The organism is Streptomyces sp. NPDC086766 (genome assembly GCF_044746005.1).
GTDB lineage: Bacteria > Actinomycetota > Actinomycetes > Streptomycetales > Streptomycetaceae > Streptomyces.
Map to the genome: position 1 here is coordinate 1 of NZ_JBIVBI010000011.1, position 24,458 is coordinate 24,458.

The 24,458-nt window shown below is 71.7% G+C and carries 20 protein-coding genes and 1 pseudogene; 8 read left to right on the forward strand and 13 right to left on the reverse strand.

Translation table 11 applies throughout. From position 1 onward, the window contains the following. Positions 1-600: 600 nt before the first annotated feature. A pseudogene (locus ACIPM1_RS20530) lies at positions 601-978 on the reverse strand (ADP-ribosylglycohydrolase family protein); the annotation flags it as partial. Between the two features lie 56 nt (positions 979-1,034). Here ACIPM1_RS20530 and ACIPM1_RS20535 point away from each other — a divergent pair. Both ACIPM1_RS20535 and ACIPM1_RS20540 read left to right on the forward strand, forming a co-directional pair. Next, positions 1,035-1,775, forward strand: a complete 741-nt coding sequence (locus ACIPM1_RS20535) for an SDR family oxidoreductase (RefSeq protein ID WP_402436696.1) — start codon at positions 1,035-1,037, stop codon at positions 1,773-1,775. Positions 1,776-2,215: 440 nt separating this feature from the next. Continuing rightward, complete coding sequence (locus tag ACIPM1_RS20540; RefSeq protein WP_402436699.1) at positions 2,216-3,652, forward strand: serine/threonine-protein kinase; 1,437 nt, start codon at positions 2,216-2,218, stop codon at positions 3,650-3,652. Positions 3,653-3,888: 236 nt separating this feature from the next. Here ACIPM1_RS20540 and ACIPM1_RS20545 read toward each other — a convergent pair whose 3' ends face one another. Together ACIPM1_RS20545 and ACIPM1_RS20550 are read right to left on the reverse strand one after the other, a co-directional pair. Then, the gene (locus tag ACIPM1_RS20545) at positions 3,889-5,394 is read right to left on the reverse strand and encodes a protein kinase (protein WP_402436702.1); all 1,506 of its coding nucleotides are present in this window, start codon (positions 5,392-5,394) and stop codon (positions 3,889-3,891) included. 164 nt (positions 5,395-5,558) lie between these two features. Further along, positions 5,559-5,696, reverse strand: a complete 138-nt coding sequence (locus ACIPM1_RS20550) for a hypothetical protein (RefSeq protein WP_402436705.1) — start codon at positions 5,694-5,696, stop codon at positions 5,559-5,561. A 455-nt stretch (positions 5,697-6,151) separates the two neighbouring features. Here ACIPM1_RS20550 and ACIPM1_RS20555 point away from each other — a divergent pair, with 455 nt between their 5' ends. Then, positions 6,152-6,589, forward strand: coding sequence for a hypothetical protein (locus ACIPM1_RS20555; RefSeq protein WP_402436708.1), 438 nt, complete (start codon positions 6,152-6,154; stop codon positions 6,587-6,589). Between the two features lie 417 nt (positions 6,590-7,006). Here the strand turns inward: ACIPM1_RS20555 and ACIPM1_RS20560 are convergent, their stop codons facing one another. From ACIPM1_RS20560 to ACIPM1_RS20575, 4 genes are all read right to left on the reverse strand, one after another. Next, positions 7,007-7,216: a hypothetical protein gene (locus ACIPM1_RS20560; RefSeq protein WP_356188892.1), complete on the reverse strand. Its 210-nt coding sequence runs from the start codon at positions 7,214-7,216 to the stop codon at positions 7,007-7,009. Between the two features lie 421 nt (positions 7,217-7,637). After that, positions 7,638-8,885, reverse strand: a complete 1,248-nt coding sequence (locus ACIPM1_RS20565; RefSeq protein ID WP_402436712.1) for a PP2C family protein-serine/threonine phosphatase — start codon at positions 8,883-8,885, stop codon at positions 7,638-7,640. 163 nt (positions 8,886-9,048) lie between these two features. Further along, the gene (locus tag ACIPM1_RS20570) at positions 9,049-9,465 is read right to left on the reverse strand and encodes a DUF5994 family protein (RefSeq protein ID WP_402436716.1); all 417 of its coding nucleotides are present in this window, start codon (positions 9,463-9,465) and stop codon (positions 9,049-9,051) included. Beyond that, complete coding sequence (locus ACIPM1_RS20575; protein WP_402436719.1) at positions 9,462-9,842, reverse strand: hypothetical protein; 381 nt, start codon at positions 9,840-9,842, stop codon at positions 9,462-9,464. The genes ACIPM1_RS20570 and ACIPM1_RS20575 overlap by 4 nt, the downstream gene beginning before the upstream one ends. A gap of 673 nt (positions 9,843-10,515) precedes the next feature. Here ACIPM1_RS20575 and ACIPM1_RS20580 point away from each other — a divergent pair. Then, positions 10,516-11,709, forward strand: a complete 1,194-nt coding sequence (locus ACIPM1_RS20580) for a PP2C family protein-serine/threonine phosphatase (RefSeq protein ID WP_402436722.1) — start codon at positions 10,516-10,518, stop codon at positions 11,707-11,709. 57 nt (positions 11,710-11,766) lie between these two features. On the opposite strand, the gene ACIPM1_RS20585 is transcribed toward ACIPM1_RS20580, so the two are convergent. The 3 genes from ACIPM1_RS20585 to ACIPM1_RS20595 all read right to left on the reverse strand — a co-directional run bounded on the left by ACIPM1_RS20585 (position 11,767) and on the right by ACIPM1_RS20595 (position 14,654). Further along, the gene (locus ACIPM1_RS20585) at positions 11,767-12,249 is read right to left on the reverse strand and encodes a DUF5994 family protein (RefSeq protein ID WP_402436725.1); all 483 of its coding nucleotides are present in this window, start codon (positions 12,247-12,249) and stop codon (positions 11,767-11,769) included. Between the two features lie 228 nt (positions 12,250-12,477). Then, a complete protein-coding gene (locus ACIPM1_RS20590; RefSeq protein ID WP_402436728.1) occupies positions 12,478-13,668 on the reverse strand; it encodes an acyltransferase family protein in 1,191 nt (396 codons plus the stop codon). A 491-nt stretch (positions 13,669-14,159) separates the two neighbouring features. Then, positions 14,160-14,654, reverse strand: a complete 495-nt coding sequence (locus ACIPM1_RS20595) for a DUF4234 domain-containing protein (RefSeq protein ID WP_356188896.1) — start codon at positions 14,652-14,654, stop codon at positions 14,160-14,162. A gap of 327 nt (positions 14,655-14,981) precedes the next feature. Here ACIPM1_RS20595 and ACIPM1_RS20600 point away from each other — a divergent pair, with 327 nt between their 5' ends. Together ACIPM1_RS20600 and ACIPM1_RS20605 are read left to right on the forward strand one after the other, a co-directional pair. Continuing rightward, the gene (locus ACIPM1_RS20600; RefSeq protein WP_402436732.1) at positions 14,982-15,647 is read left to right on the forward strand and encodes a hypothetical protein; all 666 of its coding nucleotides are present in this window, start codon (positions 14,982-14,984) and stop codon (positions 15,645-15,647) included. Positions 15,648-15,758: 111 nt separating this feature from the next. Further along, the gene (locus ACIPM1_RS20605) at positions 15,759-16,700 is read left to right on the forward strand and encodes a slipin family protein (protein ID WP_402436735.1); all 942 of its coding nucleotides are present in this window, start codon (positions 15,759-15,761) and stop codon (positions 16,698-16,700) included. Here the strand turns inward: ACIPM1_RS20605 and ACIPM1_RS20610 are convergent. Continuing rightward, positions 16,645-17,835 (reverse strand): MFS transporter, encoded by a 1,191-nt coding sequence (locus tag ACIPM1_RS20610; protein WP_402436738.1) that lies wholly within the window; start codon positions 17,833-17,835, stop codon positions 16,645-16,647. The two genes, ACIPM1_RS20605 and ACIPM1_RS20610, sit on opposite strands and share 56 nt — an antisense overlap. A gap of 81 nt (positions 17,836-17,916) precedes the next feature. On the opposite strand from ACIPM1_RS20610, the gene ACIPM1_RS20615 reads away from it, so the two are divergent. Next, complete coding sequence (locus ACIPM1_RS20615; protein ID WP_402436741.1) at positions 17,917-18,966, forward strand: ArsR/SmtB family transcription factor; 1,050 nt, start codon at positions 17,917-17,919, stop codon at positions 18,964-18,966. 9 nt (positions 18,967-18,975) lie between these two features. Continuing rightward, complete coding sequence (locus ACIPM1_RS20620; RefSeq protein ID WP_402436744.1) at positions 18,976-19,491, forward strand: glutathione peroxidase; 516 nt, start codon at positions 18,976-18,978, stop codon at positions 19,489-19,491. A gap of 107 nt (positions 19,492-19,598) precedes the next feature. Here the strand turns inward: ACIPM1_RS20620 and ACIPM1_RS20625 are convergent, their stop codons facing one another. Both ACIPM1_RS20625 and ACIPM1_RS20630 read right to left on the reverse strand, forming a co-directional pair. Continuing rightward, entirely contained in the window at positions 19,599-21,470 is a 1,872-nt protein-coding gene (locus ACIPM1_RS20625) for an MFS transporter (protein ID WP_402436747.1), read from the reverse strand. 258 nt (positions 21,471-21,728) lie between these two features. After that, positions 21,729-24,278, reverse strand: a complete 2,550-nt coding sequence (locus tag ACIPM1_RS20630) for a D-alanyl-D-alanine carboxypeptidase (protein ID WP_402436750.1) — start codon at positions 24,276-24,278, stop codon at positions 21,729-21,731. Positions 24,279-24,458 lie beyond the last annotated feature (180 nt).

Below are 24,458 nucleotides of genomic sequence, written 5' to 3' on the forward strand. Positions count from 1 at the left end.
CCCGCGAGGTCTACAAGCAGCTCACCCGCCCCCACCACACACCAAAACCGCTCACACAGACCACTTGACGGTCTATAGGAGCTTCATCAACGACAGCGGACACCAGCGGATCGCCGCGGTTCTCGGCGGAGTAGGTGCGGTCGTACAGCCGTAGCGATCCGGGGCTGGCGCTGTCGCGGATCGAACTTCTCAAGCGGTGCTCACGCACGAGCGCTCTCCGGGGCCGTCCAGGGCTCGCGGAGGGGCGCTCTGATCAACTAGGCGGCCGCAGGTCATGGGCGCCCGTGATCAGGTGTGGCCGAACCGGCGCCTACCGGGGCGACGCTCCGCGTCGACGCCCTCCTCCGCCTTGCATCTGGGCGCCCCAGACCCCGCTCGCCTACGCTGATGAGGCGCCGTTGCCTCTCTGCGACTTGATCCGCCGGACAGCCCCTGGTGGATCCCCGTTTCCGGCCCCCGGTCACCACCCGTACAGCACCGACCCGCGCGGGCCGGATTGCTGCGGTTGCTCGGGACTCGCGTGAGCATGACCCAGCCGGTCACCGTGCCCGGGCAGCGGCTGCGGTCGATGGGGCGACCTCTACGGGCGACCTCTACGGGCAGGCCAGTGTCGACGGCCTCTTCGGCGACCCACCCCCCGCCGGTGGCCAGGCACGGGTCGGTCTCCGGGGAGACGGCGCGCGTGGCCTCCTGGAGCCGGCCGAGGATCTGCAGGCACTCGTCCCAGCCGCGCATGATGAAGTGCTCGGGGCTGGGATCCTGGGAGCGGGTCCACAGGTCGCCGAGCCAGGTGTGGTGGTAGCGGGTGCGGTTGTCGTAGGCGTACGAACGCAGTTGGCCGACGAGTCCGGCGGGGTCGGTGCCCTGGGCGAGCAGGTGCACGGCTCGGGCGGTGAGGTCCGAGGCGGCCAGGGCCGTGGGGTGGCCGTGGGTGAGCGCGGACTGCAGCTGGGCGGCGCCGGCGCGGTGTTCTGGCGAACGCCGAGTCCGATTCTCGCCAGCTTTCGACGACGACGTCCGCAAAGCTCCTCAGCATGAAGCGACTTGAAGGAAACGTAGCCATGGTCACGGGCGGAAGCCGGGGCATCGGTGCCGCTGTGGCGTTACGACTGGCCGAAGAAGGTGCGGACGTCGTCCTGACCTATGAGAACAGCGCGGAACACGCCACCAAGGTTGCGGAGCAGATCAAGGCCGGCGGACGCCGGGCGCTTGCCGTCCAAGCCGACAGCGCGGTCCCTGAGGCCCTCACCGCCGCGGTGAACGAGGCGGCCGCGACGTTCGGCAGGCTCGACATCCTGGTAAACAACGCCGGCGTCTTCCTCGTCGGCCCCCTTGAGGACTTGGGGCCGGCCGAGATCGATCGCACTCTCGCGGTGAACGTCCGGGCGCCGTTCGCAGCCTCCCAGGCGGCAGCGCGTCACATGGGCCAAGGCGGCCGCATCATCAGCATCGGCAGCAATGTCGCCGAGCGTGCGGTCTTCCCGGGACTGGCGCTGTACTCGATGAGCAAGACGGCTCTGGTCGGGATGACCAAGGGGCTGGCCCGAGAACTCGGCCCGCGAGGAATCAACGTCACTCTCGTGCATCCCGGTCCCACTGACACGGACAGCAACCCCGCCGATGGGCCGAACGCCGAGATGATCTCTGGCTTCACCGCTGTCGGCCGCTACGCGGAAGCGTCCGAGATCGCGGCCACCGTCGCCCACCTGGCGAGTCCGGACGGTGCGTACATCACCGGAGCGTCGATCCACGTCGATGGTGGCTTCACCGCCTGACACGCGGACCGGCTCTGCGACCACGCTGCTGAGGGGCAGCCGAGGGCGGCAGCCGCGTGATCAAATGGGAAACTGGGCACTCCCGCTCGGGCCGTCTCCGGGCTGTGCGGGGGTGCTCATAGACAACCAACGCCGACAACCACCGACAGCCACGTCACAGGTCGCAGCGTTGATCGTGCACACGGACGCAGGTCGGAGACCGGTCTGTACCTCTTCCCCGACTGTTCGCGTCCCACGGCGCTTGACTCGGTCATTGAGACGTGACCGACCGCGTGGTCACCTTCGACACGCAGCGGAACTCAGGCGAGCGCCACCGGGACAGCGTCCAGAGGAGAGGGCGAGCCGACCATTTTTCACCAGGTAGAAGGCGCAGTCCCCGGGTACCCGCGGTAACAACATGTGCCGTACGGCAATCGTGCCGCCACGCCCCTGGGAGAAAAATGACGACCCCTCCGGATGCCCGGTTTCCTGATGCCTCTCGGGCTTCCAGGCTCGCAGGTCGGTACGAACTGGGTGAACATCTGGGGGCCGGCGGTGCCGCGGACGTCTATCGTGGCACTGATCTGCGGCTTGGCCGTCCGGTGGCGGTCAAGGTCTTCCGGCCGGGGAGCGGCACGGGCCTGAAGGACCGGTTCGAGGACGAAGCCCTCGTACTGGCCCGCCTGCAACATCCGGGACTGGTCACCGTCTTCGACGTCGGCCGCCACGACGGACAGGCCTTTCTCGTCATGCAACTGGTCGAGGGCAGCACCCTGCGCAGGCGCATCACCGGGACCACAATGGTCGTTCCCGCTTTGGTCGAGCTCGGGGTCCGGCTGGCCGACGCCCTCGGACATGTACACCGGGCGGGGATCCTGCACCGTGACGTCAAGCCGTCCAACATCCTCCTGGACGCACAGCACCGGCCCTACCTCACCGACTTCGGCCTCTCCCGGGCGATTGACGCCACTGCGTCCACGCAGGCCGGCGCCCTCGTGGGAACCGCCGCGTACCTGGCCCCCGAGCAGGTCGCCGGCCGTCGCGTCGAGCAGAAGGCCGACGTCTACGCTCTCGGTCTCGTGCTACTGGAGTGCCTGACGGGCCGGCTGGAGTACGAGGGAGCCCCGTTGGAATCCGCGGTCGCCCGGCTGCACCGGGCGCCGCGGATACCGAGGCGACTGCCTGCGGAACTGCGCGATCTCCTGCGCTCCATGACCGCGACCGAGCCGGCGGACCGACCCGATGCACTGACCTGTGCGGCAGTCCTGGCGGGGTTGCAGCGCAGCGGGGGAACGGGCGGCGCTTCGATGACCACAGGCGGCCTGCCGGACGGCATACGGCCCGGTTCCGAGTGCGGCACCCGTCGCGAAGGGAGCCGATCGGCTTCCCGACGTCGCGGGAGGAGGCTCGCCGCGGCCGGAGCGATGGTCGCCGCGACAGCGCTCGGGATGACGGTGCCGACCTGGGGCTCCGAGGCTCCTGGCGAGCACGGAACGTCCGCGAGCCGGTCCACCCCGCAGAAGGACTCGGCGTCCGCCGAAAGCAGGGAGCACAAGGCTGGGAACAGCACTGCCCCGCCTGCCCGGACGGGGGAGCCGGTGCCCACAATCGGCGTAGCGGCCGACGACTTGATTCCGATCTCGGCTCGGTTCCCGCAGTCAGAGCCGGCCGGCAACAGGGGCCACCATCACGCCGAAGAGGTTTCAGCCGCACCCATCTCCTCTCGGTTCCCGCGGTCGCAGCCGGTCGGCAAGAGGAGCCACCATCACGCCGAAGGGGGGGACGAGGGACATAGGCAAGCCATTCGGTCCGGCGGCGGACACCCGGCCGGGAGTGGGCCAAAGGCAGAGGAGGACACGCCGGGCCAGGGCGGAAGCCGAGGTAAACCGCACCGGTAGTGACGGGTGGAAGAACGCACCGCATCGGCCCAGCCGAAAGCCCTCCCAAGCCAGGTGAAGGTGCCGCCGACTCGCCGTAGCGTCTGCCGTCGGGGCCGACTGCGGGCCGTCCGAGGGCGGCCGGCGACGACAGATGGTTCGAGGCCTGGGGGATCTGGTGGGTCGAGCGGCTCACTCTGCGGTCTCGTAGCGAGCGACGTTCTTCGAGACCGCTTTGGGCAACGGTTCCAAGCGATCTACCAGCTTCTGGTACTCGCTCGTCCGGCCGTCCGACCACTGGCCGAGTCCCGCCACCATGCCACGGCCCTGCCCGGTGAAGGCCCCCTGCGCCCGGCCCGGCGTCGCACGAGTTCGACGGTCTCCCACGACGCGGAGGCGACGCCCACCAGCGCCAGGAGCAGGTAGAAGACGAACAGTTTGTGCAGGTCGTCGAGGAAGTACCAGATCGATGCGGTGGCACTGAACCAGAAGGCGACCAATGAGCCGGCGCCGCGCTCCCGGCTGCGTACCGCGCTGATGAGGCAGCAGGCGGCGGCCAGTGCCAGCAAGGCGGCGACGGCGACGTAGGAGCCGGCCCATCCGGCCTCGGCGCGCCGCAATTCGGAGTTGACCGCGACGGCCTCGGCCACCGGCCCCCAGCCCACCGCGCACGCCAGGCGTGTCGACCATGGCAGCACCACCATTCCCAAAACCCCGGCGACGACGGCGACTTGGCCGAAGTGAGCGGTCTCCACCAGATCGCCGCGTGCGCACAGCAGGGAAAGGAGGCATCCGAGCAGGGCCAGAGCGCTGTCGGCGAAAGGGCGCAGTGAGATACGGAACCTGTCGCGGTGAGCGGTTCGGCCGCCGGACCACGTCGCTCGGGGCGGGGGCGGAGGAGCGATGGCCTTGACCGTCGGCATGGAACTCCGGGTGAGGGTGTCGGCGAGGGCCGCGCGCATCTCTCCCGCTTCGGTGAAACGTTCCTCCGGGTCTTTGCGCAGTGCGCGCAGGATCACTGCCTCCACCGCCGGCGGTATCTGCGGCCGGAACCGGGCGGCCGGCTCGGGTTCGGCGTACAGGTGTTGATGCATGACGGCGAAGGGCGAATCGCCGCGGAACGGCGTCTGTCCGGTGAGCAGTTCGTGCAGGAGGCACCCCATCGCGTACAGATCGGCCCGATGGTCGATTTCCGCCCCGTTGATCTGCTCGGGCGAGAGGTAGGCGGGGGTGCCTATGGCCGCGCCGCTGCCGGTGATGCGGGTGGCTGCCTCGGTGAACGCCTTGGCGATGCCGAAGTCGAGGACCTTCACGGTGCCGGGTCCGGTGAGCATGATGTTCGAGGGCTTGATGTCCCTGTGCACGATGCCGCGTTCGTGGCTGTGCCGCAGCGCGTCCAGTACGGCGCATGCCGTGTGGATGGCGTCGGCGACAGGCAGTGGACCGTCACGCAGGGCCTCGGCGAGGGTGACGCCCTGCACGTACTCCATGACCAGGTAGGGCCGCGGGCCGTCCGGGTGCGGTTCCTCTCCGACGTCATGGATGGTGGCCACCGCGGGGTGGTTCAGCGCGGCGGCCGCGTGCGCCTCGCGCCGGAAGCGGGCCCGCGAAGGCGGGTCGTGGGCCAACTCCGAGGAGAGCAGCTTGACTGCCACGGTCCGGCGCAGCTGCCGGTCCACCCCCCGATGAACCGTTCCCATACCGCCCTGCCCGAGCTTCTCGGCCAGTTCGTACCGGCCACTGAGGATCACATCCCGCCCCACTCACGCCTCCCGTGAATCGGAAACCCGGCGCAGCTTACGGCGCGACCTCGGCGGCCCCGTCACCACCGCTGCAGCCCGGCGGGTCGCAGTGCGGCGTCGGCACGCTGTCGAGCCTTCGTGACCAGTCGGCCAGGGCCTGGACCCAGGAGGCTCTCGGGGCAGGGTCACGCAGACGCGCCGTGCAGCAGGATCGCGTGGATGATGTCCGGGGCCCGACGCGCGCCCATGTGGCCTTCGAGTGTCAGCTCCCACGCGGTCTCGGCCAGACCACAGAACGTCGAAGCCAGCCAGGTGGCCGGCATATCTCCCCGCAGCAGCCCGGAGTCCTGGCTCTGCCGCGTCGGTACGCAACGGGAGCGTGCGCCTGCTCCCACGGCACGCCGCCGCCGGGAGCCACCGGTGAGGACCATCCCCCGAACAGAGGCGTCCCGTCGTTACGGAGGCCATTGGGCCGTTCGACGGAAATCGAGCCGGCGATACCGCCCCCGGTTTCGCGGACCGTCAGCTGTCCTTTCTCCTGCTCTCGGCCTTGATTCCAAGCCGGGACGGGGGCGGCACACAGAACCCTTCCCGGTATCAATGGCCCATACAAGGGAGAGTTACGGATATATCTGCGCTTTGTAACGCGAATCCTGTCCTCGGTGTCGTCCCGCCGTGGCGGGCCACAGTGTGGGGCCTCGGCACCGAGCCGGGAATTTCGGATCGCACATCCGGCTCCGACCAGGGTCGGTGTGCACGAACGTGAGGTGACAGATTCATGTCTGTTTCTCGTACGACGGTCCGTCTGATCGCCACCTTCGTGGCTTCGGGCGCGCTCGTCGGCGCGGCCGCCATGCCGGCGCTGGCCGCCGGATCCGGCCATGACCGCGACAGCGGGAGGGGTTACTCGCAGAGCTACAGGATCGACCACGACCGCCACTTCGGCGACCGGGACGGCGACCGGGACGGCGACCGCGACCGGGACGGCGACCGGGGCCGGCACCACGACCGGGACCGGGACCGGGGCCGGCACCACGACCGCGATCGCGACCGGGACTGGGACCACCGTTGGGACCGCCGCTGGGACCATCGCTGGGACCGGGACTGGGACCGGCGCTGGGACCGGGACTGGGACCACCGCTGGGACCGGGGCTGGCACCACGGCTGGTACAACGACCGGCGCTGGGATCACGACCGCTACCCCGGCCGCCGCTAGCCCGCCTCGGAGGCCGGACTGTGACGCGGAGGCCCCCCTCTGCCACCCGTCGTCATAGCCGGCACTGCGGCTGCACCCGTCCGGAGAGCCGGAGGCCGTCCCCTGCGGCCTTCGGCCCTCCGGGCCCTGAGGAGCCCGACTGCTGCCGCGCCACCCAGCCGCCCGGTGCCCGGCACACCGGTCCGACCAGCACCCCGAACCTGCGCGAGCGGGTGCGCTGTCACTCCCGGAGCAGCGCGGCGCTACGCGGCCGGCTCGCGGCGCAGGAAGAAGAACCCCCCAATGATCAAGCCCCCTACCGGCGGAGTACCGCGAGTAGGGGGCTTGTTGCCGTGGTCGCCGATCGACTGTCAGGCCGCCGGTCGGACCATCAGCGATCGCGTGACGAGGAACTCCCGCGATCCGGCGATCCGGAGATCAGAAGGAGACCGTGAGGCCGGCCGAGTGGTACTGGCTGACGGTGTCCAGGACCTCGTCCTTGGCCGCGCCGAACTGGGCCGCGAGGTCCGTGGTGCTGATCGCCGTGGGGCCGGCGGCGATGCCGACCTGCGGGCTCAGGCCGCCGGAGACGGCGTCGAGGTCGGCGTCGGAGATCTCAAGGGTCTGAACCTGGGGAGCGGAGTTCATGATGAAACTGCCCTTCGTATGAATGTTCCACAAGGGGGGAGCGGCCAAGCTGGGGACGGACGGTGGGCCGCTACCGCAGCGCGCGCCATCCGTTTCCGGACGCCTTGGCGCGATCCCGGCGGTGCGAAGGATCAAATCACGTGGCGTGCCGGGCATCCAGTCGTTCGCTGCTCCGAGCAGGGCAGTTGGAACATTCGGCTACGCATCCGTGCGCCCGTGTACACGAATTGGGGGCAGTTTCTCTACAAGTACCGCCCCCCGGGAAACCGGTGGCTCTTGCCAAGGTGGCTCCGTCCAGGACAACTCGCCATCAACAGAACGCATCTGTGTCGCAGTTGAGCCTTCGCTGTGCAGATTCGGTTGCAGAATCAATTGCACACGTATCCGCGCGCCCTTCAGGTGTCGGCGTCGCTTCGCCGCGTCAGGGCCCGTGCCAGTCCAGGCACAGCACGGTGGCGTCGTCGCGCGGGTCGTGGCCCGTGGTCTCCAGGACGGCTTCGGTGAAGGTACGCACAGCATCGCGTGGGTGCCGGTCGCCGGTCCGCTCGATCAGATCGCGCAGGGCGGAGTCAGCACCGTGGGGTTCCAGCATGCCGTCGGTGAGGAGGACCAAGCGGTCGCCCGGACGCAGGTCGAGGCTCTGGACGCGATACCCCGGGTTCGGAGTGATACCGAAAGGCAAGTCGACCAAGGGCGCGATCTCCTGGACTTTCCCGTCGCGCAGACGCATCGGCCAGACATGGCCCGCGTTGACGAAGGCAGTATGGCCGGTGTCGAGAGCGACACGTAGCAGTTGACCGGTGACCATGGCCTGGCCGCCGTGCTCGGCGAGGGCCTGATGCACCCGGTCGGACTGGTCGGCAACGGCTTGATGGGCCTGGTCGGCGTAGTGGGCGACCGCCCGATGTGCGTCCTCGGCCTGGGCGACCAGGTCGGCGCCCGCACGCCGGGCGTTGCGCAGGGCGCCGACGACCACGGTGGCCAGCAGTGCGGCCTGCACGTCGTGGCCCATGGCATCGGTGAGGGACAGGTGCAGGGCGCGATGGTCGAGGGTGTAGTCGAAGGTGTCCCCGCCGATGTCGTGGGCCGGTTCCAGCGCTCCGGCGACGGTGAACCGACCGGCAGCGCAGGTGAAGGAATCGGGGAGCAGGCGGTGCTGGATCTCGGCCGCCAAGGACAGGCGCGTGGTGCGTCGGCCCCATTCGTACAGGTCGGTGAAGCGGCGATTGACGATCACCACGTAGGCCAAAGCGTGGGCGGCCTCCGAGATGAGTTGTGCCGTTCGCCGGTCGGGAGGAGCGGCCAGGGTCAGCTCCAGCACACCGATCGCGTCCCCCCGGTCGGTCACCGGCGCAAGGACCCGGACCGGGGCCGACCCGGCTTCTCCCGCCCGCTCACCGACCTCCGTCTGCACGTGCTGGGAGTGAATCACCCGGTCGTAGACAGTCCCCGGCAGGTCGATCCGCTCCGGCTGCCCCCTGTCTTCCTCACCAACCGCCCCGGTCAGCCGTACGAGAGCTTTGCCACCGAGGTCCGTGATCAGGAAGGACACATCGACCGCGGCAATCCGTTCCTTCAGGGTCAGTGCCATAACGGCGATGGATTCCGCCGGCGGTGCCTCCTCCACCGACGCCAGCAAGCCGCCCAGCCACGTCCCTTCATCAGCCACGTTCCGTACCTCCCTCGTCGGCGTCAGGGGCCCACGGGACAACCGGCGTGGGGACATGGAGATCCGCCGCGACTGGCCCCTGCCCGTTCCACTGGAGCGGCAACGGGTCGCGGCGGTGGCCCGGGAGGCCCGCGGCGCACCCGCACAGGCCGGTCCGTCGGGGTCAGGCGGTGGGCCCCGCGAGTCGGTCTTCCGCCGAGGCCGTCGCCATGAGCCGCTCGGCCTCCGCCTCCGTGGCGGCGGGTGGCACGACGAGCAGGTCCCAGCGGCCGTGTCCGGGAGCGAGCAGGCAAACGGTGTGTCCGGCTCGCGGCGAGTCCGTCCCGCGCGCGTGCACCCACTCGTCGTCGATGAGCATGCCGTCCCCGGACAGCGACCACATCGCCCCGTTCACGAGGACGCTGCTGATGTGTCCCCAGCGGTGCGGCAGAGCGGCGAGCAGTTCGGGGAGTTCGGCCGTCAGGTCGTACGACCTCGGCCACCAGGCCCCGTCGATCTGCCGGGCCGAGCCGCCCCGCTCGGACTGCTCCCCCAGCCGCAGCCGGACGTCAGGCGGTGGGAGCGAAGGGGTGGTCGTCATGAGGACTCCTGGAGTCGTGGGGGCGGAGGACTCGCCAGGGTCGGGGGTCCGGCGGGCGTCGGCCGGTCCGGCGTCCGCACGCGTCGCATGGTCTCGCCTTGATGTGTCCGGTCGACGAGCGGTCTGCTGGCCTCCAGCCAGGACAGGAGCGGGCCGGCGTCCCGCGCCGGGTCGAGCGTGAGGTGCAGACGCGTCCCACTGCCGGACGGAAAGGCCGGATAGCTGCGTTGCTCGCCCCCGGCGAACAGCAGCCGGAGGGCGTCCGCGACGAGGCGGGCCGCCTCGGCGTCCGTGGAAACGATGCGCACCTCGACCCTGCCCTCGGCGGGAGCGTCGTTCGGAATGTCCGCGGGTGGGTGCGGGGATTCGTTGTTCATAGGGCACAGCCTGCCCCGGGCCGTGGAAACGGCTCGTGTCGTGTCGCGCGGCGCTTGCCGTGCCGCGCGCCGAGGACGAGACCAGCCCTGTCACCGGTGTACGAAGTACCCTCGACGCTCTCCAGCGTACTCCCGGCACGCCCGGCGCAGCGGATTGCGATCACGGGCTGCTCACGGACTGTTCACTGGAAGGGCGTACCGGCTTTCTGAGCCGAATGGCGGTCACGGCCCGGCGCCCCGGCTTCGCACTGCCGGTCGCCGGGACCGCGGCGCCGCTCGGCCGTGCCCTCGGCTCTACGGCCGGCGCGGCGCCCGTACCGGCCGGGAGGGGCACGCCGCCGGGACGAGCACGCGGGCGTCGTCCGCCGTACGAGCGGTGTCCGTGCGCGACGGCCGCGCGTCACGCCGTCCGCGCCTCGGCCGGGAGTAGCCTGGTCACCGAGAGCCTTTCGGGCGCGCGTACGCGGCTGCGCCCGTTCCCGGCGAGTGACAGACACGGGCAGCACGGAAGCCGCCCGGGACGGGATCGCACGATGGGAACCGTCACCAGGCCCGCCGAAGGGACGCCCCCGGGCGCCGCACACCCACCGGATGCCCTTGCCCCGGCCGAGCCGGCCGGAACGGCCGCCGAGTCGCTGACCGCTGCCGCCGCTCCCGGGAACACGCCGCCCGGATGACGCCCGGCCGCCGCACGGACCGCTCCGAGGGCTTCGGGGAAGCTCTGCTGGGCGAGATCCTAGATCGGGCGCACGAACTGCCGCCCCATCTCATCGGGCCCTTGGTCGCCGACGTGGTGGAACGGCTCGGGTGCCGCCGACCGCAGGTGCTGCTGCAGGACTACGGCCAGCTCCTGCTGGTACCCCTGCCCGGCGACGGCCTCACGGACGGGGAACCGCAGGTGATCGACGACTCCGAGGCGGGCCTCTGCTTCCTCGACGCCCACCCCGTCGAAGTGCCCGAGGACGACGGGGTGCGGGTCCACCTGCCGCTGCTGGACGGCGGCGACCAGGTCGGTGTCATGGCGGTGACGTTGGACGGCGTCGACGACGACGACCGCCGCCTGTTGCGCAGGATCGCCGGCCTGGTGGCCGACCTGCTGGTGACCAAGCACGGCTACTCCGACCTCTTCTTCGGTGTCCGGCGCAGTGAACCGATGGGCGTAGCCGCGGAGATCCAGTGGTCCCTGCTGCCACCGCTGGCCATGGCCATGCCCCGGGTCGCCGTGGCCGGGATCCTGGAACCCGCCTATGACGTGGCGGGGGACAGCTTCGACTACGCCCTCAACGGAGACATCCTCCACGTGGCCATGATCGACGCGATGGGGCACGGACTGGACGCGGCCACGATGGCCACCGTGGCCATCGGCGCCTACCGCCATGCCCGGCGCGCCGGCACCGGGCTGCCGGAGATCTACGACTTCATGGACCGGGCGGTGGCGAACCAGTTCGGCCCCGAGCACTTCGTCACCGCGCAGATGCTGCAGCTGGACACCACGACGGGACATCTTCAGTGGGTCAACGCAGGGCACCCGTCGCCCATGCTCGTCCGCGATTACCACGTCGCGCTCCGGCTGACCGGTCCGACGACCCTCCCGGTCGGCTTCGGCGGTTGGGAGCCGCAGATGAGCGAGATGACGCTGGAGCCGGGGGATCGCCTGCTCTGCTTCACCGACGGGCTGATCGAGGAACACATGACAGGTGAGAAGCAGTTCGGCGAGGATCAGCTGATCGACTGGGTGAACCAGTTGGAGAGAACCGGCCGCGGGATCCGGGCGGTGGCGCGCGCCCTGTCCCACACGCTCAAGCGGGCGCGGGGCGGGCACACCACGGATGACGCGACGCTGCTCCTGGTGGAGTGGCGCGGCTGACCTCCCACGCGTCATCCGTGTCGGTCCGGCGCCGCTGCACCGGCCACGGCCCGGTCGTCACTCCGGCGCCACCCGCGCGCTCGCGGTGTCGATGAGAATCTGCTCCGCCTGGGTGACGTTGTCGGCCCGGACGGCCTGGGCCATCGCGGCGCGGGCGGCCTCGGGTGCCGTGTCCGGCGGAACCACCAGCAGCGAGAAGATGTCCTTGTCCCCGCGGGTGATCAGGACGGTGTCGTCGCCCACCGGAAAAGAGTCGATACGCACCACTTGGTCGTCGACGACGATCCGCGTCGGGAGCCCGTCCCAGGCCGCGGTGTCCAACCCGACGCGCGTGATGGGGCCGAGGTGGCCGGTGAGGGCGCTCAGCAGCGCGGGCAGCTCGGCACCGATGTCGCGCGACTGAGGCCACCACGCACCGTCGAGGACGCCTTCGCGCGACTCCGTGGTCTGCAGCCGGAGCAGCGCGCTCCCCGGCCGTACGGCCTCGTGGGCGCCACTGGGCAGGTGCCGGTCAACCGGAGGTGGAGGGGGGCCGGTCATGAGGATCACCCCGCGTTCGGGGAATCGGTGCGACGACGGGACTCGCCTCGCGCTCTCCACGCTACTCCTCGCGCCAGGGGCTCCGATGTTGTTGGTCATCGCCACCATCGGCCGTGGACTGGCCGTGAGAACCGGCGGAGCCCAGCCCTCGCGTGCGGATCAGTGCCCGGCCTGTAGCGCGTGGTCGGCGGACGTCGGTGGCGCCCGGGTGGCGGGGGGAGCCGTGGGTCACGCCGCGCGGCCGAAGGTGCGCAGGCGGGTGAAGGAGGAGTCGAGGCCCCGCTTCAGCAGGCGCGCGGACGGCCGCTCCACGAGGTGATGGACCAGCCAGCTCAGGACCAGGAAGGCGGCGATGAGGAGGGCGACCAGCAGCCGGGCGTCCATGGTGTCGCGCAGGCGGCTGATCAGCGTCGTACCGGCGACGTAGTGCATCAGGTAGAGCGGGTAGGTCAGACAGCCCGCCGTGGCGAGCCACTTCCAGCGCACGCGGTCGGTGTGGCCGAGCGCGACGGCCACCATGAAGAGAAGGAACGCCGTGAAGATCAGCAGGGACCCTCGCCAGCTGGAGACGCCTTCGTAGGCGACCCGCAGGCCCAGCTCCCGCTGCCCCATCAGCCATGCCATGGCGAGGATGCCCCAGAGCAGGAGGTCCTGGCCGAAGCGGTGCATGAGGTAGAGGGCCAGGCCGGCGACGAAGTACCAGGTGCTGCCCGGGTCGGCCACCAGCACGAGCAGCGGGAACCCGGACACGGGGGCGAGCATCGCGGCCGCGCCCCACACGCAGCAGAACACCACGACCCTGCGGTAGGTCAGCCCCATGGCGACCACGACGGTGAAGAGCAGGTAGAACCGCAGCTCCGACCAGAGGGTCCAGTAGACGAGGTCCACGTTCGGCACGCCGGAGCCGGACTGCAGCATCGTGAGGTTGAGCAGGATGTCCCGCCCCTGCGGCCGGCGCCAGGCGCCCGGCAGGACGAGCAGGACGGTGGTGGTGAAGGCCACGGCGGCCCAGTAGGCGGGGTAGAGGCGGGTCACCCGCGAGACGAAGAAGTCCTTCGGAGCGCGGCCCCAGCACGACATGCAGATCACGAAGCCGCTGATCACGAAGAAGATCTCCACGCCGATCCAGCCGAAGGACGCGAGGTGGAAGACCGTGGGCATGATCTCGGACACCGGCCGGCCCCAGATCGCGTTGCCCGGCTGGTTCAGCCGGCGGGTGCCCGCGTAGTGGTGCAGGACGACCATGAGCGCCGCGATCAGGCGTATGCCGTCGATGACGTAGAGCCGGGGCCGGGCCCGTACGGCGGTACCCGCCTTCCGCATCGGCGCCGTCCACGGCGGCGGCTCGGCCAGGGCGAGGCCGGCACGCCCGAGCGCGTCACCGGCCGGGGGAAGCGGCTGCTGAAACCTGCTCCGCATCAGAACTGAGCCATCCTCACGAGGTGAACCGACGGGGGCCCGGGCCGGATGGCTCCGGACGGCTCACGCTACGTTCCCCGCGATCGCGCCAAACCGGGCGAACCATGGCCATCCGCCTGTACGCCGGCCGAACTCCCGAAGACTCTCGCGGACACGCCACTCGGCGTTCTCCGCCGCTTCACCCGACGCGGACCGCCCTCACCCCAGCCGACGCGGACCGCCCGCGCTCCAGCCGACGCGGGCCGCCCTCACCCCAGCCGACGCGGACCGCCCGCGCTCCAGCCGACACGGACCGCCCGCGCTCCACGCGACCGGACCGCCCCCGCGCCACCCGACACCCGACACCCGACACCGGCCACGCTCCAGCCCGTACCGCCTGCCGTCGGGGCTCGCCCCTCCCGGGCTCCCTGTTCCCGGCAAGGCAGGAGCCCCGGCCGCACGGGGGGAAGCGGCCGGGGCTCCTCTGGGGGAAAGGTCTGGCGGTGGGAAGCTCAGGCGGCGAGGGGGACCTCGGTGCCCGGGGTGGCGGCCGGGTAGGCGTCGACGACCAGGTTGAGCTGGCGCTGGATGTACCAGATGTTCAGGCCGAAGACGAAGGCCAGCCAGGTGCTCGCGGCGGGGCTGCAGGTCACCGGGAGGCCGGCCGCGCGCTGGGCGTTCGCGATGGCCTTGCCGGTGTTGTGGTACGAGATCAGCGGGGCGATCAGGGTCCAGCCCAGGAAGATCATGACGAGCACGCTGCCCGCCGGGCTGAGGGCGCGGCGCCGGTCGAACTCCTGCAGCTCCTTGTGGATCTTGTAGTACCAGACCAGCGAGTAGATCCCGAAGGTGATCAGCGGCAGGCCGAGCCACACCGCGACGGGGCCGCGGCGCTTCATGGCCAGGCCGGTCAGGCGGTGCGCGACAGGGGCGCCGGGCGCGACGGCGCCGGCGGCCGGGGCGGCGGCACCCTGGGCGGCCTGCGCGGTGGGCTGGATGTCGTCCATGTGGTCTGCTCTCCCAAGACTGGTGCTGATCTCAGCCGGAGCAGACTGGCAGGCAAGTCGTCGCGTTGTGAAGGTAGTTGTCGATTGAAGTGATTGTTTGTCACATGATCGTGATCAAGGCGGGATCTTTTCGGTCAGACACCCCGATCGGGGCCGGGTGACGACCCCGCACCGACCACGTGACCGGGGCACACGGACGGACCGGTCCGGTGCGCCGGGCGGGCCATAATCGGCGCGTGATCGTTTCACTGCGCGAGGTCCGCGGGACGTGTCCGGGGGCGAGGGGCCGCCGGGTGTCCGGGGGCCGCGGTCGGGAGGGCCGGACGGATGGATGAGGAGCGCCGGCGGCTGCTGGTGGATGTGCTCGCGGTGGGCGCGCCGTACGGTCTGCTGTTGGCCGGCGGGCACGCGGTGCGGGCGCACGGGCTGGTGGACCGGCCGAGTCCGGACGTGGACGTCGCCACCGAGAGCGCGGTGGACACGCAGGACATCGTGGGCGCGCTGCTGCGCGGGCTGGAGGAGCGCGGCTGGGGGGTGCGGGCACCGGAGACCGAGCCGCTGGGCGGGCGACTGGTCGTCAGCGACCCGGTGAGCGGTGCGGAGTGCGCGGTGCAGGTGCTCAAGGAGGTGCTGTGGCGGCCGCCGGCCGAGACCGGGCTGGGCCCCGCGCTCTCCCTGGAGGACCTCGTCGGGACCAGGGTGCGGGCGCTGGCCGAGCAGGGCCTCGCCGCCGACCTCGTCGACGTGCACGCCGCCGTGGACCGCTGGAGCCACCCGGAGCTGGAGGAACTCGGCCGCCGCCACGCCGGTGACGCCTTCGACCTCGCCGACCTCCAGGCCCGCCTCGACGGTACGGAGTTGATCGACGACCGGGAGTTCGCCGCCCACGGGCTCGACGACGCGGCCGTCGCCGGGCTCCGCCGGTGGGCGCAGGAGTGGGCGGACGACATCGGCGAGCGGCTGGCGGAGTCCGCCGCACCCGAGGACGAGTGACGGGCCGCCGCCGCTTTCTTGACGAAGTCCTGACGCTGACGGCCGCATCCTTTCCGTCGTGCGCCATGTCCTCATCGGTGTCTCAGCCGACACTTTGAGGAGTGGAGTGCCATGGAAGGCACCGTCGTCGCGATCGTGGTGGTGGCCGTGCTGGCCCTGCTCGTGCTGCGCAGTGGGATGAAGGTGGTCAACCAGGTCGAGCGCGGGGTCGTGTTCCGCTTCGGCCGGGCGCGGCCGGGCTACCGGCAGCCGGGCGTCACCTTCCTCATCCCGTTCGCCGACCGGATGCGCAAGGTGAACGTGCAGGTGGTCACCATGCCGGTGCCCACGCAGGAGGGCATCACCAAGGACAACGTCTCGGTCAAGGTGGACGCCGTCGTGTACTTCCGGGTGACGGACCCGGTGCGGGCCTCCATCGAGGTGCAGGACTACGTCTTCGCCGTCGGCCAGGTCGCCCAGTCCTCGCTGCGGTCCATCATCGGCAAGAGCGACCTCGACGACCTCCTCACCGACCGGGAACGGCTGCACGAGGGGCTGGCCCTGATGATCGACAGCCCGGCCGCCGGGTGGGGCGTCCACATCGACCGCGTCGAGATCAAGGACGTACAGCTGCCCGAGTCCCTCAAGCGGTCCATGTCCCGGCAGGCGGAGGCCGAGCGGGAGCGGCGGGCGAGGGTCATCACCGCGGACGGCGAGTTCCAGGCCGCGCAGCAGCTCGCCAACGCCTCCCGGATCATGTCGGACACCCCGGAGGCCATGCAGCTGCGTCTGCTCCAGACGGTCGTGGAGGTCGCGGCCGAGAAGAACTCGACGCTCGTGATGCCCTTCCCGGTGGAGCTGCTGCGGTACTTCGACCGGGCCGCCCAGCACCTGGGCGGTGGGGCACCGGCTGCGGCGGGCGCCGCGCGGGAGGCCGCGGCGCCCGCGGTCCCCGCGCAGGAAGCGGTGGTGCCCACGGCGCCGCGGCCGGCCGGCGAGAGCCGGGAGGCACCGGCCGCTACGGCGCCGGAGCCGGCCGTGGAGCAGGGGCCGGCGTCCGCCGAGCTGCCGTAGCCAGCGCCAGCGTCACCACGGCCGACGCCAGGGCCATCGCCGTCATCGCCACGGCGGGCGAGGTGAGTTGTGCCACCGAGCCCGCCAGCGCGGCGCTCACCCCCTGGAGCGTGAGCATCCCGGCCGAATGCAACCCCAGCGCGTGGCCGCCGAGTTCGTCCGGGGTGAACTCCAGCAGCCGCTCCTGCTGCACCAGGCTCGCGCCGAAGCCGACGGAGGCGACCGCCACCAGGCAGGCGGCCACGGCGAGGTTCGGGTGCAGGGCGAACACCGCGTACGGGGCGGCCAGCAGCAACAGCAGCGGGGTGGCCAGGCGGCGGCGCCGCGCCGGCGGCAGCAGCCGGCCCACCGTCACGTCCCCCGCGAGCATCCCGAACGCCGCGCACGCGAACAGGGTGCCGGCCGCGCCGGGCGCGTACGACACGTAGAGCGACTCGCAGCCGACCACGAGGCCGTTGGGCAGCCACAGCCCGAGGTAGGTCAGACGGCGTGGACGGTGCGACCACAGGCGGGCGTTGGTGCGCCACGTCGCCGACACCGACGCGCGGCCCGCTGACCGGGGCGGACGGCGGCCGAGGCCGAGGCGGAACCCGGCGGCCGCGGCCGTGTGGAGCACGGCCGCCAGGGCGAGCGAGAGCCGCGGGGACAGGACCGCCACGAGCAGCCCGCCCGTCGCGTATCCGGCGATCTGCATGACCCCGTTCATCATGTTGAACACCGAACGCCCCAGCAGATAGCCGTCCTTGGCCAGGATCTCGTTCAGCAGGCCCCAGCGGACTCCCCCGCCCAGCGACGCGACCAGACCCTCCACGAGGACGACGGCGAAGACCGCCCACAGCGGCAGGCCGGGCAGCGCCAGGAGCGCAGTGCCCGCCGCGAACGCCAGGGAGATGCCCGCCAGCGCCCGGCGCGGGGGTAACCGGTCGGCACCCGAGAGGAGGAGGGTCGCGCCGAGCACCTGGGCCAGCGACGGGCCGAACATGCTCACCGCGGACAGCAGCGGCGAGTGGGTCGACCGGTACACCAGCGTGCCGAGCGACAGACCGCCCACCGTCTGGGCCACCGCCTGCGCCGAGGAGGAGAGGAAGAGCGGGGTGAACTCCCGCGTGCGGAAGAGGTCCTGGTAGCTGCGCATGGTGCGGAGTCTCGGCCGGGCCCGGCACCGGACGTTATTGTTTCGCGCGGGTGCGAAACGTCGTGTGACGCCGGGGGGACGATGGGCTGGTGGCAGGTCAGCGCGGACACGCTCGCCGGCAGCCGTTTCGTGCTCTCCCCGCTCGCCGAGACCTTCGCGTGCCTGAAGCTGCTGCACGCGGGCGTGGGCGGGCACCCCGGTGAGCAGGCGTGGCTGCGCGCGCACCTGCCCGCCTACCGCCGGCGGCTGGCGCGCGACCCCGTCACCGCGTGGCTGGTGCGCGCCGGGCTGGGCCGGAGCTGGATCGCCGACTTCCTCACGCCCACCCCGAAGGACGCGGAGAGCTTCGAGGAGGGGGTCGCCCGGGTGCGCGCGACCGACCCGGCACGGGCCCGCGCGGACCTGCGGGTCTCGCTCGCCGAGCCGCTGGCAGCCGGCGCCGCCGAGCGGCTGGGGGAATCCTCGTGGCAGGCCCGGGACGACCTGCCCGAGCGTGCGGCCCGGCTCCTGGAGTACGTCTGGGCCGAGGCCGTACGCCCGGACTGGGACCGGCGGCGGCGCGTCCTGGAGGCCGATGTGGTGGCGCGGACCGCGCAGGTGAGCCGGGGCGGCTGGGTCGCCGTGCTGGACGCGCTGAGGCCCGGGACACGCTGGCTGGGCGAGAGCCGGCTCCAGGTCAACGCGCACGAGTACCCGCCGCGCGAGATCTCCGGCGCCCAGCTCGTCTTCGTGCCGGTCACCCCGCAGACCGGCTGGGTGTCCTGGGAGGAGCCGCGCCGGTACGCCGTCGTCTACCCGTGCGCGGGCGCCCTCGCCGGCACCGGCGGGCGGCGGACCCGCGTGCCCACGGCGCTCGGCGCGCTGCTGGGTCCCGGCCGGGCCCGGGTGCTGGTGCTGCTCGACTCCCCCCTCAGCACGACCCAGCTGACCGCCGTCACCGGACAGGCCCTCGGCTCCGTCGGCCGCCACCTGAGGGTGCTTCTGGACGCGGGCCTGGTGGAACGCCGCCGCGCGGGCCGCTCGGTCCTGTACGCCCGCACCGGCGCGGGCCAGGTCCTCGTGGACGCCGCGGGGGACACGGGTGAACGGGACGGCGGGGCGGGGCGTGGACGCCCGGACGGGCGGAGTTAGCATCCGGCCATGACCACTGCAGACAGCAACGGCGCCGCTCCCCTCGAGGTGGAGATCGGCGCCCTCCAGGGCGGACCGGCGGACCTGAAGAGGTACGCGGGCCGGCCCGTCCTCGTCGTGAACGTGGCGTCCAAGTGCGGCCTGACCCCGCAGTACGCGGGCCTGGAGAGGCTGCACGAGCGGTACGCCGCACAGGGCTTCACCGTGCTCGGCGTGCCGTGCAACCAGTTCCTCGGGCAGGAGCCGGGCAGCGCCGAGGAGATCGCCGAGTTCTGCTCGGCGACGTACGGCGTCACCTTCCCCATGACCGAGAAGGTCGAGGTCAACGGCGCCGGGCGGCACGCGCTCTACGACCGTCTGGTGGGCTTCGCCGACGCGGAGGGGCACAGCGGGGACGTCCGCTGGAACTTCGAGAAGTTCCTGATCGGGCGGGACGGGCGGGTCGCCGCCCGCTTCTCCCCGCAGACCGACCCGGAGGCCGCCGAGGTCGTCGCGGCCGTAGAGGGGCAGCTCGGCCGGCCGTAGCCCGGATCGGGCGGTGGCACGGCGCGGACCGCGCCGTGAGGCGGACCGGGCCGTGACGCGGACCGCGCCGTGACGCGGCTCGGTCCCCGCCACGGCTCACCCCGGCGTCACCTCAGTTCCTCGGGGCACGGGGTGCCCCGGGGCAGCTGGTACGGCGCTGCCAGCCGGTAGGTGCCCGCCTTCGGCGCCAGCAGTTCCGTCCACCGGTCGCCCTTGGCGTCCTGCTCGGTCTCCCGCAGGCACCCGTTGACGTTGACGTACGTCTTCGGCGCGCCCTCGGGCCGGTGCCGGGAGGCCTCGGTCTCCTGGGGCGGCTTGAGGCTCTTGCCCTCGGAGTCGACCAGGCTCAGCCACGGCGAGTACGGGATGCGGATGAGGATGCGGCCCGCGTGGCGCACCTCGATGGTCAGTTCGCCCTGCTCGGCACGGTCGACGACGGCGCCGGGCTCGGCGAGCGGCGCAGGGTCGGTCACCCGGAACAGCTGCCAGTTGGCGTCGCCCCAGACCTGGGTGAGGTACGGCATGCCCCGCTGCACGAGCGTGCGTTCGCGTTCGCCGCCGTCGCCGTCCGGTTCGCCCTTGGGCAGCACCACGTAGTGGACGGCCCAGCGCTGGAGCCATTCGTGGTAGTTCGCGGAGTTGAGGGTGTCGTCGTAGAAGAGCGGGTTGCGCTCCATGTCGGCCTGGCGGTTCCAGCCGCGGGCCAGGTTGACGTACGGCGCGAGCGCGGAGGCCTCGCGGTGGGACCGGGCCGGGACCACCTCGACGCGGCCCTTCTCCGCGCCGACCTGCTGCAACTGGTGGACGAGCGGGGCCAGCTCGCGCGTCCAGGAGGCGACGGGGGTGGTGTGGACGATGTCGTCGACCGACTTGAAGCCGATCCAGCCGACGAATCCGGCGAGGGCCACCACGAGGGCGTACCAGCTCCGGGAGCGCGGCACGGCGAAGGGCAGGGCCGCCACCAGGACCACCCCGGCGAACAGCATCGACAGCCGGGTGATGTTCGAGCCGATCTGGGAGCTGACCAGCCAGACCAGGACGACCGACAGGCCGTAGACCGCGGCCGTCAGACGGATCGTCGTCCACTCCTTCGGGACCAGGGCGACACACAGGACCGAGTAGAAGAGGGGCAGGAGCACCGAGGCGAACGTCATGGGCTGGGTGCCCGAGAAGGGGAACAGCCAGGCCGACACGGCGACCACCGCGGCGGGCGCCAGCCCCAGCGCCCAGGCGCCCGGCCGGCGCTTCTGCAGGAACAGCGCCACGGCCACCAGGCCCACGAACAGCCCGGCGACCGGTGAGGACATGGTGGCGAGCGCGGCCAGCGGGGCCGCCACCAGCGCCTTCGCCCAGCGTTTGTAGCGCCAGCGGTACGGCCAGCAGAAGACGGCCGCGACCGCGCCCAGCGCGAACGTCGTGCCCAGGCCGAAGGTGACCCGGCCGGACACCGCGTTGCACAGCAGCCCGAAGACCCCGGCCAGCGCGGCCCACAGCGGATTGCGCACCGAGCGGCTGCGGATGAGGACCATCGTCAGCAGGCCCGCCGACACCGTCCCCGCGATCATCATGGTCGTACGGACGCCGAGGACCGACATCAGATACGGCGACACCACGCTGTACGACACCGGGTGCATCCCGCCGTACCAGGCGAGGTTGTACGCCGAGTCGGGGTGGCGGCCGACGAACTCGGCCCAGGCGTCCTGGGCCGCGAGGTCGCCGCCGCTGTTGGCGAAGGTGAAGAACCAGACGACGTGGAGCAGGCCCGCGAGGGCGGTGACGGACAGCGCGGGGTGCCGCAGCATCCGCTCCCGGACGGCCAGGACGGCGGTGCCGCCGCCCCAGGACCCCCGCGGCGTAGGGCCGTTCGGGTGAAGGGGGCCGTGGTCACCGTTCGTGCCGGTCGTGGACAGGCGTATTCGCGGGCCGGTCTCCGGGCCCGGATCGGCGTCGTCGGCGTGTGTCGGCTCCGCAGTGGCCACCTGAGGCACTCCCCGTGTCCCGTCATTCTGTTCTCGGCCGCGTCCCGTTCGGGTGCCCGGCCTTTCCCCGTCCGTGCGCGGCCGGGTCCCGCGACCCACGACGTGCCCCGTTTCGTGACGCTAGCACGCACCCCGCCGGGCAGCCCCTGGAGTGGGGCCGCTCGGCGGGGAGTGCGCGTCGGCCGGTCCGGTTCCCCGGTGACCGGCGGGCCGGCCCGGGGCGGGCCGGGTGAGGCCGGCCGGGGACGGTGCGGTCGGTCAGAGGATGCGGGTCAGCTTGTCCGAGAAGCCGGGTTCGGTGAGGTCCTCCTGGAGGGCGACCGGGACCCGGACGGCTCCGCCGGAGCCGTCACCGACGGTGAGCGTGCCCACCTTGGTGCCGGCCTTCGCGGTGTGCGGCACCTGGTCGGAGGCGAAGGACAGCTTCACCTTCAGGCCCGCCCAGCCGACCGCCGGGACGTCCTCGGTGACGACGACCGGCGTGTGCCCGCCGAGCTGGTCGTCCACATAGCCGACGACGTCGCCCTTCTTCAGGATCTTCGCCGAGGTCAGCGCGTTCTGCGCGGCGACCAGCGCGGTCTTGCTGACCGCGTTGACCGTGTCGAGGATCGACGGCTTGTGCTGGCCGAGGATGGCGCCGACGACGGTGACCGTCTGGCCGCCGACCTTCTTGCGGGCGGCGAAGAGCAGGTTGCCGCCGGCCGCGGTGGTCGTGCCGGTCTTGATGCCGATGGCGCCGATGGAGTACGGAAGCTGGTTGTAGTTGGGCCAGTTGCGCCCGGACGGGTCCTTCCAGCTGGAGGCGCTGGTGATGGCGACGAGCGCCGGGATCTCCACCACCGCGTTGCCGAGCTTCACCTGGTCCTCGGCCGTGGAGACCGTGGTCTCCTTCAGACCCGAGGGGTCGGTGTACGTCGTGCCGGTCATCCCGAGTTCCTTGGCGGTGGCGTTCATCTTCTTGACGAACGCCGCCTCCGAGCCCGCGTCCCAACGCGCCAGCAGCCGGGCGATGTTGTTCGCGGAGGGGACCATGATGGCGGACAGCGCCTGCTTCTCGGTGAGCTTGTCGCCCTCCTTGACGGTGTTGAGCGTGGACTCGTTGTCCTTGTCGTAACCGCCCTCCTTCTCCGCCGTCGCGTCGACCGTGATCCGCGGGCCCTCCTGACCCGGCTTCAGCGGGTGGTCCTTGAGGACGATGTAGGCGGTCATGGTCTTGGCGACCGACCCGATGGCGACCGGCGTCTGCTTGCCGAAGTGGTCCATCGTGCCGATGTCGTTGACGTCCATCCAGCCCTGGCCCTCGGTCGGCCAGGGCAGGTTCACCCGGCTGCCGTCGAAGGTGTAGCTGTCCTTCGCGGTGAGGGCGAGGGTGGGCGTGGGCAGCGGCCGCAGGGCCTGCGCGATCGCAAAGACGATCGCGAGCAGGATGACCAGCGGGGTCCAGATCTTGACCCGGCGCACGGCGGTGCGCAGCGGGGTCTCCGGCGGCGGCGGAGTGTTCGTCAGCTCCGCCAGCAGGTCCAGCGGCGGCTTCGGCGGCAGGGGCTGCTGCGTGGTGCGCTCGGGGCCGAACTGCGGGACGGGGGCGGTGGCGTCCGCGGGCACCTTCGGCAGCGCGGTCGTGGCCTCGGCGGCGGGCGCGGACGGCTTCGGCCGGCGCGTCTCGGGCGCGTCCAGCGGCTTGAGCGCGACGAACTTGCTGGTGCGCTCGGCTTCGGGCTCGGGCTTCTTGCCCGTGCGTTCGGCGTCGGCCTCGGGCCTCTTGGCGCCGAGCTTGAGCATGGTGGTCGGCTGGTCGACGGTCGGGCGGGACTTGGCGGCGCCGCCCAGCTTCAGCATGGTGGTGGGCTGGTCGACGGGGGGCTTGGGCTTGGCGCCGCCGCCGGACTTGGGGTCTTCGTCGCCTTCGGGCGCTTTGCCGGTTTCGTCGACTTCGTCGGATTCTTCTGCTTCGTTGGCCTTGAGGGATTCTTCGGCGTCGTCGGCGTCGTCGGTGTCGTCGGCTTCGGGGGTGGCGTCGGCCTTCGGCGTGTCCTCGGCGGGGCGCTTGGGGGCGTCCTTCGGAGCGGCCTTCGGGGAGTCCTGGGGAGCGTCCTCGGGTTCGTCGGCGGCCTCGGGGGCGGTGGCGGCCTCGGGCTTGTCCCGGGGCTCGTCCTCGGGCTCGTCCTCGGCGGTGTGCTCGTCCGTCGCGGCCGCGGAGTCGGCGGCGGCCGCTTCGACGTCCTCGTCGGCGCCGGCGGCTTCCTCGGCGTCGGAGTCGGCGTCGGCGTCGGACTCCTCGGTCTCGGCCGCGGCTTCACCCTTCGCGCCCTCGGCCGCGTCGGAGTCCTCCCCGGACTCCTCGGCACCCACGACGTCCTCGACGTTCTCGACGTCCTCGGCGCTCTTCGCCTCCGCCGGCCCGCCCTTGCCGCCGTTCGCGGAGTCCACCCAGGCGACCACCGCGTCGCGCAGGCGCGCGTCATCCGCCGCGCCCTCGGACCCGGCCTCGCCCTCGTCGCGGGAGCCGCCCGCCGCGTCGGCCTCCTCGCCGTCGTCAGCGACCTCCGCCGCGTCCTGGGCGCGCTCGGCGTCCCCGTCCTCGGCCTTCGTGGCCGTGGGCGTCACGTCGCGCACGGAGAGCACCTTCGTCGCCGTGTCGACGCCGCCGCGCTTCCCGGACGCCCCGGAGTCCCCCGCCAGCGCGAGCCGGGGGTCGCGGACTTCGCGCCCCTCGCCCCTGGCCTCGGGAACCGGACCCGCGCTCCCCGACGTCGGTTCTGCCGACGACTCGCGCTGCTTCGACCTGTCGGGGGACTCGCCCGCCACCGATGCCTCCTCCTCGCGCCGCACGCCCCGCGTGCGACTGCCCAACCGTGAACCGCCGCCCGGACGAAGCGGCCGTACCCACCCGGCCGTACCGCTGTCCGAACCATGTACCAGTGTCCTGTGTGCGGGCTATACCCGTGCGGTAGACGAGAACGACATATCTATCGGTTCCCTCACGAA